The 14,094-nt window shown below is 58.9% G+C and carries 13 protein-coding genes; 5 read left to right on the top strand and 8 right to left on the bottom strand.

Annotation, left to right across the window (positions count from 1 at the left end):
* Positions 1-4: 4 nt before the first annotated feature.
* Complete coding sequence (lspA, locus tag PG871_RS18915; RefSeq protein ID WP_270732399.1) at positions 5-472, top strand: signal peptidase II; 468 nt, start codon at positions 5-7, stop codon at positions 470-472.
* Here the strand turns inward: lspA and PG871_RS18920 are convergent.
* Entirely contained in the window at positions 463-975 is a 513-nt protein-coding gene (locus PG871_RS18920; RefSeq protein WP_270732402.1) for a L,D-transpeptidase family protein, read from the bottom strand. The two genes, lspA and PG871_RS18920, sit on opposite strands and share 10 nt — an antisense overlap.
* 63 nt (positions 976-1,038) lie before the next feature.
* Entirely contained in the window at positions 1,039-3,381 is a 2,343-nt protein-coding gene (locus PG871_RS18925; RefSeq protein WP_270732406.1) for a heavy metal translocating P-type ATPase, read from the bottom strand.
* A gap of 239 nt (positions 3,382-3,620) precedes the next feature.
* Between PG871_RS18925 and PG871_RS18930 the strand changes: the two genes are divergently transcribed.
* Complete coding sequence (locus tag PG871_RS18930) at positions 3,621-3,896, top strand: hypothetical protein (protein ID WP_270732407.1); 276 nt, start codon at positions 3,621-3,623, stop codon at positions 3,894-3,896.
* A 71-nt stretch (positions 3,897-3,967) separates the two neighbouring features.
* Here PG871_RS18930 and PG871_RS18935 read toward each other — a convergent pair whose 3' ends face one another.
* The 4 genes from PG871_RS18935 to PG871_RS18950 form a co-directional block, all read right to left on the bottom strand.
* Positions 3,968-4,630, bottom strand: coding sequence for a L,D-transpeptidase (locus PG871_RS18935; protein WP_270732409.1), 663 nt, complete (start codon positions 4,628-4,630; stop codon positions 3,968-3,970).
* A 394-nt stretch (positions 4,631-5,024) separates the two neighbouring features.
* A complete protein-coding gene (locus PG871_RS18940; protein WP_270732411.1) occupies positions 5,025-6,209 on the bottom strand; it encodes an amino acid aminotransferase in 1,185 nt (394 codons plus the stop codon).
* Positions 6,209-7,066, bottom strand: a complete 858-nt coding sequence (sseA, locus tag PG871_RS18945) for a 3-mercaptopyruvate sulfurtransferase (RefSeq protein WP_270732414.1) — start codon at positions 7,064-7,066, stop codon at positions 6,209-6,211. The genes PG871_RS18940 and sseA overlap by 1 nt, the downstream gene beginning before the upstream one ends.
* Positions 7,067-7,191: 125 nt before the next feature.
* Positions 7,192-7,467 carry a hypothetical protein gene (locus PG871_RS18950; protein ID WP_270732417.1) on the bottom strand — a complete coding sequence of 92 codons (276 nt, stop codon included), beginning with the start codon at positions 7,465-7,467 and terminating at the stop codon, positions 7,192-7,194.
* A gap of 235 nt (positions 7,468-7,702) precedes the next feature.
* Between PG871_RS18950 and PG871_RS18955 the strand changes: the two genes are divergently transcribed.
* Positions 7,703-8,440, top strand: a complete 738-nt coding sequence (locus PG871_RS18955; protein ID WP_270732420.1) for a hypothetical protein — start codon at positions 7,703-7,705, stop codon at positions 8,438-8,440.
* On the opposite strand, the gene smpB is transcribed toward PG871_RS18955, so the two are convergent.
* Positions 8,423-8,902, bottom strand: a complete 480-nt coding sequence (smpB, locus tag PG871_RS18960) for an SsrA-binding protein SmpB (RefSeq protein ID WP_054003057.1) — start codon at positions 8,900-8,902, stop codon at positions 8,423-8,425. The genes PG871_RS18955 and smpB overlap by 18 nt on opposite strands.
* A gap of 145 nt (positions 8,903-9,047) precedes the next feature.
* Between smpB and PG871_RS18965 the strand changes: the two genes are divergently transcribed.
* Entirely contained in the window at positions 9,048-10,160 is a 1,113-nt protein-coding gene (locus PG871_RS18965) for a THUMP domain-containing class I SAM-dependent RNA methyltransferase (protein WP_270732423.1), read from the top strand.
* Positions 10,161-10,255: 95 nt separating this feature from the next.
* Positions 10,256-10,981, top strand: a complete 726-nt coding sequence (locus PG871_RS18970) for a class I SAM-dependent DNA methyltransferase (RefSeq protein ID WP_270732425.1) — start codon at positions 10,256-10,258, stop codon at positions 10,979-10,981.
* A gap of 135 nt (positions 10,982-11,116) precedes the next feature.
* On the opposite strand, the gene PG871_RS18975 is transcribed toward PG871_RS18970, so the two are convergent.
* Positions 11,117-14,038, bottom strand: coding sequence for an error-prone DNA polymerase (locus PG871_RS18975; protein WP_270732747.1), 2,922 nt, complete (start codon positions 14,036-14,038; stop codon positions 11,117-11,119).
* Between the last annotated feature and the right edge of the window lie 56 nt (positions 14,039-14,094).

A 14,094-nucleotide genomic window follows, 5' to 3' on the forward strand; every position in this document is an offset into this window, starting at 1 on the left:
AACGATGAAGATATCCATCCTTCCCGGCCTCACTGCCGTGTTGATCGCTCTTTTCGTGGATCAAGTCACGAAGTTCTTTGTCATGGACAACGCGTCCTCGTTTGCCACCGGCATTCAAATCCTACCCATTTTCGACCTTGTGTATGTTCAAAATGATGGGGTTAGCTTCGGGATGTTCGGGGGCATGCCTTGGTGGGGACTGTCGGCATTGGCGCTCGTGATATGCACTGTTCTCGGTGTGATGCTTTTTCGCAGCGACAATCACATTGAAGCTGTCGCGCTTGGTGCGATCATTGGCGGCGCACTCGGTAACGTCGTAGATCGCTTCCGATTTCAAGCCGTTACCGACTTTCTGAGCTTCCACATCGCGGGCCTGTCTTGGCCGGCCTTCAACCTTGCCGATGTATTTGTCGTGTGTGGCGTGGGGGTACTTTTGTTGTTTCCGCTGCGAAGGGCACGTTGTCAGGCATAAATATCGATGGGCGTTCCGTCGCGCACCATAGCATAAATCTCTTCAATCTGCCGATCGCTGACCGCAATACATCCGGCGGTCCAGTCCTGCTTATTTGTCGGATCAATGCCCCGCCTTGGGCCACCGTGGATAAAGATATCACCGCCTGGAGACTGGCCCTGAGCTACCGCGAAAGCGCGATCTTCGGCATTGGGGTAAGAAATGCCGATTGAAAGATGAAACAGGCTCTCGGGATTTCGGCGATCGATGGTGTAGGTTCCTTCGGGCGTGCGTCCGTCGCCCTCGAATTGCTTGTGTCCTTCCGGAGCAAAACCAAGCCCGACCGGGTAAGTGCGCAGCACACCCTGCGCGCCATCAAGAGCAAGCAGTCGTTGAGATTTGTAGAGGCGCAGGCGTGTCACTTCCGGACCAGTGTACGACCTGAATTTGTTGGCGCATCCGGCCAAGAATGTCGCCACCGCACCAGATAGGAAAAGCCGTCTTGGTAATTTTGTAATCTTCACTGCCCTATGCCTCTTCATTGGAGGTTCGATGTGCTTATCGGATACAGCGTTGTCTTTTTCCGATCAATGGCCGTGTGCCAGCGCGCCTTTTGCCATTTCCTCGCCAACTTGCTCTCCGCTGCGCGGTCCTTGGTCGTCGTCGCGCGCTCGTAACAACCGCAAGGCGTTGGCGACAACGAGAAGCGATACGCCGACGTCTGCAGCAATTGCGCCCCACATGGACGCCATACCGAAGGCAGTCGCGACAACGAAGATTGCCTTGGTTGCCAAAGACAGGCCGATGTTCTGTTTGATGATCGACATGGTCCGGCGCGAATGCCCGATCAGCCATGGAACTTTGCCGATGTCGTCTGTCATGAGAGCGATGTCTGCCGTTTCAATCGCGGCGTCCGACCCGACCGCGCCCATTGCGATGCCGTAATGCGCACGCGCCATTGCCGGTGCGTCGTTCACTCCGTCCCCGATCATCGCGACGGTCGTATATTGCGCCACCAGCTCTTCGATGGCGGTGACCTTATCCTCGGGCAGGAGCTCGGCCCGCACCTCGTCGATACCGACTTCGGCAGCCACTGCTCTTGCCGTGGCCGCGTTGTCGCCGGTGAGCATCACGATCTTTTTGACACCCTGTGCGTGCAAACGCGCGACAGTGCCCTTGGCATCTGGCCGGATCCGGTCCCGCAGTTCGAGAACGCCGCTGACGCCGTTGGCATCACCGATCGCCACCAGCGTGCTGCCCGCGCCTTCGATCTGATTGCGCAGATCAGCCGGAATATCCCCGCCAAGGCCCTTTTCCTCGGCAAACCGGTCTGAGCCGAGCCAGATGGACTGACCGCCCATTTGACCCTCAAGGCCGCGCCCTGGGACGGTTCGGGTATCCTCGGCGGCGACGATTTTTATTCCGTCCTGCTCTGCACGGCCAAGGATAGCCCGCGCCAGAGGATGTGAGGAACGCGCTTCGAGGGCCACGGCCCGTGCCATCAATTCGGCTTCGGTTGTGCCACCAAGCGGATAAATGGCCGCAACCTCGGGCTCACCCATGGTGATCGTACCGGTCTTGTCCATGGCCAGCGCTGTCGTGCGACCCGGGGCTTCGACATAGGCTCCGCCCTTGATCAGCACACCATTGCGCGCCGAGGCGGCAAGAGCCGCGACAATGGAGACAGGGGTCGATATCACCAAAGCACAGGGGCAGGCGATGACCAAAAGAACCAGTGCGTTGTAGAACCAAAAGCCCCAATCGCCGCCCGCGACAAGTGGCGGGATTAAGGCAATGAAAATAGCAAGCACCATCACAACTGGTGTGTAAATGCGGGCGAACTTTGTCACCCATTGTTCGACCTCTGCGCGACGCGAATGTGCATCGCCGACCATGCGAATGATCTTGGACAACACTGTGTCAGATGCCGCTTTCGTTGCCAGTACGGTCAACGTGCCCTCACCATTTATGGTGCCCGCGTAGACATCGTCGCCCGCCTCTTTTGGCACCAAAGCGCTTTCACCCGTAATGGGCGCCTGATCGACAGCTCCCGCCCCGTCGACAACTTCACCGTCCAGGGGAATGCGGTCCCCTCCGCGCACAATGAACTTGGTTCCGACAGCGACGGCCGCGGCGGGAATATCCGTCTCAGACCCATCCTCGTTTATCACCCGCGCGGTCGGAGGCGCGAGGTCGAGAAGCGCCGAGACGGCATTGCGTGCGCGCCCGACGCTCCAGCTTTCAAGATACAGTGAAAGTGAGAAGAAAAACGCAACAGTTGCGGCCTCGAAGAACTCTCCAAGCGCGATTGCACCGGCAACGGCAACCACCATCAACAGGTTCATATCAGGAGAGATCCGGCGCGCAGACGACCATGCTTTAGGTGCCACCAGCCACACACCGAATAGAATTGCGCCAGCGAACAAGGCAACTTCCGCCATTGGCATCGCGGATTCCCCATGGCCGGAAAAGATGCCGATGGCCCCGCCAATCCCGGTTTCAACCAGATGGTATGTGAACCCCGCCGCCCAAAAGCCTCCGCTCAACATCGTAAACTGCTTTTGTTTCTTCAGATGTGCAGCCTGATCGGCGCTGGCGTCCTCGGCATCCCACGGTTTGGCCGTCATGCCAGTTGATGCGACCGCCTTGATGATGTTGTCCGAGGACACTGACGTGCCACCTTCAAGAACGGTCATTCTGGCGTTGATGACGTCAAAGGCCAGAAATTCCGCCCCTCCGACCTCTGGACCGACGACTTTGTTGAGGATCGAGACCTCTTCCGCGCAGTCCAAGCCGCTGACGTGGAAACTCCGCCCGTCGGAGGCGCTGACTTGCGTTGGCGGAACAGCATCACCACCACAGCAACTTGTGCCTGTTTCAGGCGAAGAAGCGGCATGATCGTGATCATGATGAGCAGCATCGTGTGGCATGAGTTATCCTTAGATTCGCGACTATTTTGACAAGGATACGAGCTACAGCAACTAGAGCTACAAGAAGAAAAATGACAGCGCGTCCTATATTCGTTTGAACTACGAAAACCTGCCTCAGTTAGTCACCTTCCAACAACGCGCCGGAGGAAGTTTTGAGGCCGAAGGCGGGAACGATTGAATATCGTCTGGCTTTCATCATATCAGCGAAGCAACAATACTTGGGTAAAGGGAGCCAAAAGATGATCAAGCGAAATGCAGCCGTATTCACGCTCATACCGCTCGTGAGCGCTTGCGCGGTCACCATGACCGAGCCTCAAGACGCAAGCCCGACACCTTCCATTCCTGAGGAAGTGATTGCTATTGCAGGACCCAACCAAGACCTCATGTCAGCCTTCCTGCGTCCTGAAGACAGTTGCTATTGGTACATGCACAATGGCCCGGTTGAAAAGACACCTCTGCCGCTTCGGACTGCTGACAACCGTCCCATCTGCATTCAACAGCCCGCAGAGGCATAACAAACAAAAACGGCCCTGAATTCATCAGAGCTGTCTTCATTTGTTCGCAGTCATCGACGATGCTTTGACTGTTAGCTGGTGGAGACCACGCTGTCCGAAGCGGAGTAGAGATATACAGTTGAGCCGATTTCGACATTTGGATACAGCGCATTGATATGCGCCATCACCATCCGCACGCAGCCTGAACTCGCGCGGCCGCCAATCGATCTGGGGTGAGGCGTGCCATGAATACGCAAATACGTATCGCGCTGCCCGACGTAGAGGTAAATCGCACGAGAGCCGAGGGCATTTGTAGGACCAGGCTCCATGCCGTCAGCCCATCGCGCGTTCTCAGGGTCACGTTCGATCATCGATTGGGTCGGTGTCCAATGCGGCCATTCGACCAGACGGCGCACGGTATAAGTGCCCGGTTCATAAAGATTACCGCGCGCAATCGCGACGCCGTAGCGCATCGCCGTGCCCCCCTCTTCGATGTGGTAGAGATATCTTGCGACAGCATCGACGTGGATATCGCCAGGCGCCAGCCCATCCCGTGCCTCGACCCGTTGCGGAAGGAAACGCGGTGCAAGATCCCATGGGTTAGATGTTTCAAGAACGAAGTTTTCTGGAGTAACTTGCGCGTCCCAAGCAGCCTTTTGTGACGCCGTTGGCCATGTATTGGCAAAAGCGGGCGAAGCCAGCGGCGCTGAGAAAAGTGCAGTAGTGGTCGCGATGAAATGGCGTCTGGTCAGCATATTGAACTTGTCTCCGTCCTAATAGTCAATTTGCGTAATATGTGCCGCATGCTCCATATGACAGGTACAACCTACACCAACTAGAGGTTCAATAAGAATCTTCGCTTCACACAAATTTGTGTATTTGCATTTGCGTACTGACAACATTTTGTCACGCGACGGAGGCCAGCAGCCAATGGCCGCTTTCGGGAAAACCCGGCGTCGGCGTGAGCTTCCCCTTAAATCGGGGCTGAAAAAGGTCGAACGACAGCTTTGTGCGGATTCAGGTCATTTGTGTGGCGTCCAGAATCTAGGACTCTGGGCTCAAAACCGACCTTCGCCGCTCCCCCACCCCCAAAACAAAAACGCCCCACTCTCACCAAGCGGGGCGCCTCAATTTTCTTCGCAAACCCAATCAGACACCTGCGTCGATGATCGCCTGTGCCAGCGTCGGGATGGTGTCTTTGTTCAGGCCCGCGATGTTCATGCGGCTGTCGCCCACCATGTAAATCGCATTGTCCACGCGCATCTTCTCCACCAGATCAGGCGTCGTGCCCAACAGGCTAAACATGCCGCGGTGCTGCGCAAGGAAGCCAAACCGGTCCGACCCGCTCAAACGCTGCAATTCATCGGCCAACTGCTGGCGCAGCGCCAACATGCCCAAACGGGTTTCTTCCAGCTCGGCCATCCAATCGGCCTTCAGCTCGGGATCTGTCAGGATCGTGGTCACAACCCGCGCACCGTGATCGGGTGGAAACGAGAAGTTCTGTCGGTTCAGGTGGTTCAGGTTGCCCTGCGTCACCGGCGTATCCGCCGCGTCCTTGCTGATGGCCATCAACAGACCGGTACGCTCACGATAGATGCCAAAGTTCTTGGAACAGGACGCCGCGATCAGCAGCTCAGGCACTTGTGACGCCACCAAACGGGTCGGCGCGGCGTCTTCTTCCAGACCATCACCAAAGCCCTGATAGGCAATGTCGATCATCGGCAGACAGCCTTTGTCGAGGATCAGATCGATCACCGACTGCCACTGCGTCAGGTTCAGGTTTGCACCCGTCGGGTTGTGACAGCAGCCATGCAGCAAGATCACATCGTCCGCCGTCGCATCCGCCAGATCTTCCATCATGCCATCAAAATTCACCGCGCGGGTTTCCCCGTCGAAATAGCGATATTTCACCACCTCGATGCCGAGATAGCCCAGAATGCTGACATGGTTCGGCCACGTCGGGTCAGACACAAACACCCGTGCGTTCGGGCTCATCTGTTTGGTCAGCTCAAACGCCTGCCGCACAGCGCCTGTGCCGCCCGGTGTCGCCGCCGCCGCAATGCGCGCACGATCCACGCTGTCGGCCAGCAACAGATCACACATCGCCGCCGAATAGGCCGGATCGCCCGCCAGACCGGTGTAGGCCTTGGTTTCCTGCTCAGCCACCAGCTTGCGTTCGGCCGCTTTCACAGCGCGCATCACAGGCGTCACGCCCTGCGCGTTTTTGTACACACCCACACCCAGATCCACCTTGGTGGCGCGTGGGTCTTCGCGATACTGGGCCATCAGGCCGAGGATTTTGTCTTTGGGTTGCTCTTTGAGGTTCGTGAGCATCAGGTTTCTCCGGTGGCTACGGGCATGGTGGGAAACGCGCCCCACTCCGCCCAGGATCCGTCATAAAGCGAATGATCGGACTTGCCGAACCGCTCCATGGCGAGGCTCAGGACCGCGGCGGTGACGCCCGATCCACATGTTGTGATCGCCGGTTTGGACACATCCACACCCGCCGCTTCAAATACCGCGCGCAAGTCATCCGGCGACTTCATGGTACCATCTTCAGTCAGCAAGGTCCCGAACGGCACATTCTTTGACCCCGGAATATGCCCACTGCGCAATCCTTCGCGTGGCTCCGGCGCTTCGCCGCGAAACCGCGGTGCGGCGCGGGCATCGATGACCTCATGATCGCCAAGCTTGGCGGCCTGCGCCACCTGCGTCACGTCGCGCACCATATGGTTTTGACGCCGCACTGTCATGTGCCGGTCGCGCACCATTGGCGGCAGGTCATCCGTGTCGCGTCCTTCTTTGATCCATTTCGGCAAGCCACCGTCCAGCACAGCGACGTTCATTTGCCCCATCAGGCGGAACAACCACCAGACGCGGGCCGCCGAGAAAATCCCGTGGCCGTCATAAACCACCACCTGATGCCCGTCGCCCACGCCCATGGCCCGCAAGCGGGACATGAACTTTTCAACCGGCGGCACCATATGCGGCATCTCGCTGCGGGCGTCAGACACGTCATCAATGTCGAAAAACCGCGCTCCCGGAATATGCGCCTCAGCGTATTCCGCTTTGGGGTCGCGCCCCATCGCCGGCAGATACCAACTCGCATCCAGAACACGCAGATCAGGATCCTTCAGATGCGCGGCCAACCATTCCGTTGAGACCAGCGTTTTCGGATCGTCCAAAGCCATTCTATCCCCCTCGTTCTGCGCCGCCACGCACGATTGTTGCGCGGCCAATCCAGAGTCATCTGAATGCCTACATCCGGGGGAGGAGAGAGGCAAGGGTGCGACCCCAACAGGCCGCACCAAAGGCGTTATTTTGCAAGCGCGTTGCGCACAACGCTGACGATCGCCAGCACAACACCGCCGCCTACGCCACCGCTGGCGACCTGACCGATGATGCCAGCGATGTCCATGCCACCGCCCGCAAGCCCACCGGCGCCGATCATGCTCAGCACCTGACCGCCAAGGCCACCGCCAACAATACCCGAAATCGAGTTGATTAGCGGGCCCTGATCAATCTTGCCCACCAGCTTACCAGCTGCATTGCCGCCCACAGCGCCTGAAATCAGCGAAATCAAAAGTTCCATCATACGTCCCTTCGTTTTCAGGCCTTGATTGAATCATTGTTTGTTGGGGCGGGCCTGTCGCCTGCCGCTACATAGGCTGCGGCTTCAAAGTCACATAAGGGGAATTCTCACCACTTCTCCCCGCCTTAAGTGCCGCATCGTGTTTCCAAACCTTTGTAAATCTGATCTATTTTCTTCAACTGCGCGTAGTTTCTTTTAAGCAAACCCTGTAAATCGCCCGATCGCGGAGGCCGTTATGTCCGCCAGTTGTTCCACAGCCCTGATCCTTGGCAGCGCCCCCAATGCGGTAGAGGCGGCCCCTTGGCCACGCGCGCATTTCGATCACATCGTGGCCATCAACAACGCATGGGCCGTAAGGCCGGACTGGACCCATCTGATCCACCCCGAAGATTTCCCCGAAGAGCGCCGCCCGCTCGACCTGCGCGAAGACCAGCAGCTGGTTGATTACACGCACTACATCCCGCAACAAAACGCCTTTGGCGGCATCGTTTACGCCGGTGGCACCATGGCCTTTACCGCCGGTTATTGGGCGCTTGGCGCACTGAAGCCGCGCGTTATGGCCTTCATGGGCTGCGATATGATGTACGCCAGCGCGGGCAGCACGCATTTTTATGGCACCGGCACAGCAGACCCATTGCGCGACGACATCACCTTGCAATCTCTTGAGGCCAAATCCGCACGTCTGGCGCTTTTGGCCGCCGAGCAAGGATGCGCCTGTGTGAACCTGTCCAAGGACCCCAGCCGTCTGGTGTTTCCACGCCTGTCACCAGAGGATGTGAAACGCACCCCCCGCCCTAAGCTTGCGGATCTTCATGGCATCGCTGCCGCCCGCGCACAGGAAGCGGCGCTGGATTACGCGGCACCTGACGGCCGTTACTGGAAAGTCCAAGATCAATTTGATGCGGCCGAACTGGCCCGGGTCGATGCGCTGTGGCTCACCGCCTACAAGGCCGCCTCAATCGCCGTGGCGTAGCAACCGCTGTTTCTGGCGACCCCAATCACGCTTGGCATCATCAGCCCGTTTGTCGTGATTTTTCTTACCCTTAGCGATGCCGATCTTCATTTTCACAAGACCCTTGTGATTGAAATACATCACCAGCGGCACCAAGGTCATGCCTTTGCGCTGGGTTGCGTTCCACAGGTTCGACAGCTCTTTGCGGCTGACCAAAAGCTTGCGCTTGCGCCGCTCCAGGTGCGGAAACATCGCCCGCTCGTATGGCGCGATATAGGAATTCACCAACCAGAGTTCACCGTCTTCCACCGCTGCATAACTCTCGGCGATGTTGCCAGATTTTTCGCGCAGGGATTTGACCTCGGACCCGGACAGCATCATGCCAACTTCAAGATCGTCGTCGATGGCATAATCATACCGCGCCCGCCGGTTCTCGGCGATCACCTTATAGTTGGGATCCGTATCTTTCTTTTTCTTCGCCATAGCGGGGACGGGATACCGCGCGGATCACCCCTTGTCCATAAGGCGTGTACCGATCGCCCGCAATTGTCCGCAAACCCACGCCGAGTGTGTACCTCCCTGCCGTTTCCCCCTCGCAGCCGCTGCGTTTTCCCGCTAAACCGCCCCTATGACCCAAGCACCCCCCAAGTTCGAGATCTTCGTCACCACCGCCCCCGGCCTGGAAAAGCCGCTAGCGGCTGAAATGACCCAAGCCGGTTTCAAAAAGCCCAAGATGATGCCCGGCGGTGTGCGTTTTCGCGGCAATTGGCACGACGTTTGGCGCGCCAACCTGACCCTGCGTGGCGCGGTCAAAGTGCTGGCCCGCGTCGGTTCCTTTCAGACGATCCAACTTGAGGGGCTGAAAAACCTCACCGCAGATCTGCCGTGGCTCACGTTCCTAAGCCCCGATGTGCCGGTAAAGGTGGACGTCACCACGCAAAAGTCGAAAATCTATCACGCGGGCGCCGCGCAAGAGCGTATCGAAAACGCCCTGCGCGAGGCGATTGGCGTGACCATTTCGCCAGATGCGCCGATCACCATCAAGGTGCGCATCGACAACAACATGGTTACCTTCTCGTTGGATACCTCTGGCGACAGCCTGCACAAACGCGGCTTCAAAGCCGCCGTCGCTAAGGCGCCCTTGCGCGAAACTATGGCCGCAATGTTTTTGCGTCAGATGGGCTATGATGGCACGCAAACCGTGCTGGACCCGATGTGCGGCTCTGGCACCTTTGTCATCGAAGCCGCCGAAATCGCCGCTGGCCTTTTGCCGGGCCGCGAACGCAGCTTTGCTTTTGAACATCTCGCCACGTTTGACATGGAAGCCTACGCCGCCCTGCGCGCCACGGACGCCACAACTGCGCCAACCGCGCGCTTTTTTGGCTCCGACCGCGATGCAGGCGCGATCCGCATGTCCCAAGACAATGCAACCCGCGCTGGCGTCGCTGATCTCTGTACGTTCACCAAGATGTCCGCAGGCGACATCACCCCGCCCGATGCCCCCCCAGGCATCGTGATCGTGAACCCGCCTTACGGCTCGCGCATTGGTGACAAGAAGCCTCTGTTCTCGCTGCATGCCAGCTTGGGCAGCGCGCTCAAAAAGCACTTCTCCGGATGGCGCGTTGGTCTTGTGACAACTGACAAAGGCTTAGCCAAATCCACCGGCCTGCCGATGGAGGCCCCCTTTGTCTCTGTCGCCCACGGCGGCCTGTCGGTCAGCCTGTACACCTGCGATCTCTAAGGGCGCGGGTCCGGCACATCTTTGCTTTCGCACGCCTCGCTTGACGGAAGGCCGGCTGCGTGGCCTTATCTTGGCTTTTTGTCCGAGTTGATCCAATGCGCAATTTTTTTGATGCCGACGTCGCTGAAACCTATGACGCGACCCACGGTGGCACCGACACCACATTGATCGCACAAACCGCCGACACATTGGCCGACCTTGCCGGTGACGGACCGGCGCTGGAATTCGCCGTTGGCACAGGTCGCATTGCCCTACCTTTGGCAAAACGCGGCGTGGCTGTGTCCGGCATTGAACTCTCTGAACCGATGGTGGCCAAGATGCGCGCCAAACCGGGCGGAGCGGAGATTCCCACGACTGTCGGCGACATGACCACAACCCGCGTGCCCGGCGCCTTCTCATTGGTCTTCCTGGTCTTCAACACCATCGACAACCTGACCACGCAAGACGCGCAGGTCGCCTGTTTTGAAAACGCCGCAGCCCACCTTTCGCCGGGAGGGCGGTTTGTGATTGAAACCCTGATCCCGCCGCTGCAACGCCTGCCGTTGGGCGAAACCCGTCTGCCCTTTGCCAATGACGCCGACCACTGGGGCGTGGATGAATTCGACGTCACCACCCAGACCTACACCTCTCACCATATCTGGCTGCGCGACGCGCGGGCCGAACATCTTTCTGTGCCGTTCCGCTATGCGTGGCCCGCCGAGATGGACCTCATGGCCCGCATCGCCGGCATGCAGCTTGAACACCGTTGGTCCGACTGGTCCCGCGCGCCCTTCACCAATCTCAGCCGCAGCCACATCTCGGTTTGGCAAAAACGACCATAGCCTGCGAAGGCTCTGCGTCACCCTTCGTCGTCTGCCCGCAACGCGCGCGCCATTTGCCGGCCCCAAAACGCATATCGTACCGACGCAATACCGACGTGACACTGCTGCTTTGCAGACCCTGAAAACTGCTCTAGATCAATCCATTAACCCTTGGTTCGGCTCCCCCGGCGTCAACAGATGCCGCAACAGCGCGACAGGGTGTTTGCGCAGCGTCAGCCGCATCGACACATAGTCCTCCACCACCTGCTCGCCCATGCTCATCTCAGGCAGATGTGCCGCAGGCTCCATGATGCCCTCACCATCCATATCGCCTGCAAACAACGGCAGGGGCTTTTCGGAATTGATCGCCTTGGTCTCCCACAACGCCTCCCGCCGCTTCAGCCCCAACGACGCAAAGGCATCCGCCTCCGCCAAGCGCGTCAACACATGCGGCCCAATGCCTGCACGCCGCCACACATCCTCAACTGTTTGATAGCCATTGCCCCGCGCCGCCGCGATCCACGCCGCATCCTCTTCACGCAGCCGTCGTATCTGGCGAAACCCAAGCCGCAACGCCAACCCACCGCGCCCGTCAGGCTCCATCACATTGTCCCAAAAACTCTCGTTAATATCCACGGCCCGCACCTCGACGCCATGCTCGCGTGCATCCCTAACTATCTGGGCAGGCGCATAAAATCCCATCGGCTGCGAGTTCAAAAGCGCGCAGGCAAAAATGCCTGGATGGTGGCATTTGATCCACGCGCTGGCATAGACCAACAGCGCAAAAGACGCGGCATGGCTCTCGGGGAACCCATAGGATCCGAACCCCTCAATCTGGCTGAAACAGCGCGCGGCAAAGTCTTCCTCATAGCCGTTTTTGCGCATCCCGCGCATGAACCGATCCTGAAACTCCGACACAGATCCATGTTTCTTGAACGTCGCCAAAGACCGCCGCAATCGGTCGGCTTCCTCTGGCGAAAACCCCGCCCCGATGATGGCAATCTGCATTGCCTGTTCCTGAAACAACGGCACACCCAGCGTCTTGCCAAGGACCTCGCCCAGCGCGTCTGACGGAAAGCTCACCGTCTCCTCGCCATTGCGCCGCCGAATATAGGGATGCACCATATCGCCCTGAATGGGCCCCGGTCGGATGATCGCCACTTCGATCACCAGATCATAGAAATTGCGCGGCTTCATACGTGGCAAAAAGTTCATCTGCGCGCGGCTCTCCACCTGAAACACCCCAACGCTGTCGGCCTTGCACAGCATGTCGTAAACCACTGGATCTTCAGGCGGAATCGTCGCCAACGCCAACTCCATCCCGTGATGCTGCTCCAACAAATCAAAGCCCTTGCGGATGCAGGTCAGCATGCCTAGCGACAGCACATCGACCTTCAAAATCCCCAGTGAATCGATGTCGTCTTTGTCCCAACAAATGACCGTGCGATCCTCCATGCTGGCGTTCTCGATCGGCACCAATTCATCCAACCGCCCCTCGGTCATAATGAACCCGCCCACATGCTGGGACAGATGCCGAGGAAAGCCGATGATCTCATGCACAAGGTCCATGGTCTGCGCCAAGCGCCTGTCGTTAGGGTCCAAGCCGATCTCGCGCATGCGCTCATCCTGCACCGCATCGACGGAAAAGAAGCCCCACAACTGCGAGGACAGCGCGCTGATCGTATCCTCTGTCAGCCCCATCGCGCGCCCCACCTCACGGATCGCGCGCTTGCCACGGTAATGCACCACCGTCGCACACAGCCCCGCACGATGCCGGCCATAGCGCTCATAGATGTGTTGGATCACCTCTTCGCGGCGTTCATGCTCGAAATCCACGTCAATATCCGGCGGCTCATCGCGCGCCTCAGACACAAACCGCTCAAACACCATCGTGCCGATCTCGGGGCTGACCGACGTCACGCCAAGGCAATAACAAACCACTGAATTCGCAGCACTTCCCCGCCCCTGACACAGAATATCGCGACTGCGGGCAAAGGCCACCACATCGCGCACCGTCAGGAAATAGGGCTCGTAATTCAGCTTGGAAATCAACGCCAGCTCATGGGCCAACATGGCCCGCACTTTCTCCGACGCCCCTTGCGGATACCGCCAGCGCAACCCTTCAAAGGCCAGCCGGTGCAGCCGCTCTGTGGCGGTCTCCCCGCGCGCCACTTCGCTGGGGTATTCATAGCGCAGCTCATCCAACGAAAACGTGCACTGCGCCTGCAACCAGTCTGTCCGCGCCAAAGCTTCTTCATAGCCCGCAAACAACCGCGCCATCTCGGATGCCGACCGCAACCGCCGCTCGCCATTGGCCTGCGCCCCACGGCCCAATGCATCCACCCGACAGCCCAGCCGCACAGCGCTCAGCACATCCGCCAACCGCCGTCTCTGCCCCTGATGCATCACCGGTGCCGCCGTCGCCACCAACGGCATCCCCATCCGCGCCGCCTCCGCTGCGCGGGCCGCAAACCGCGCGCCATCCTCGCCATCATAGGCAGGCGTTAACCCAAGCTGCATTTTGCCAGCAAAGCGGCGCGTCAGGCGATGCACATGTGTCTCCCATCCACTCGCGCCGCACGCCCCCGCCAGTCCCTGCTGCGCCGGATGCAGGATCACCTGCAAGCCTTGCGCAAAATCCACCAAATCCGACAGATTGAGGATACAGCTGCCTTTTTCCGCCCTCAGCCGCCCTTTGGACAAAATACGACACAGGCTCGCCCAGCCCTGCCGGCTCTCGGGGATCACCGTCACCGGCGGCGCATCGCCGAACTCCAACCGCGCCGCAGGCATCAACCGCGGCGTCGCATAAATCGGCGCACTCGGTGGTGCAGCAACCCCCTCAGGCCGCGGCGGCCCAATCAAACCCGTTGCGTCATCCGCCCGCCGCCGCTCGCCCACTTTACGCGCAATTTCACGCGCTTGGGTATGTGCACGCACAATACCCGCCACACTGTTCACATCCGCAATCGCAATCGCCTCAATCCCGACCATCGCCGCACGGCGCATATACTCCTCCGGATGCGACCCCCCGGTGAGAAACGTGAAATTAGACGTGATGCAAAGCTCTGCGACCATAACGCAACGCATAATATTCACGTTTTGTTCTCATTGCGAGTCCCAGATCGCAACAC

The organism is Shimia sp. Alg240-R146 (assembly GCF_947331465.1).
GTDB lineage: Bacteria > Pseudomonadota > Alphaproteobacteria > Rhodobacterales > Rhodobacteraceae > Shimia.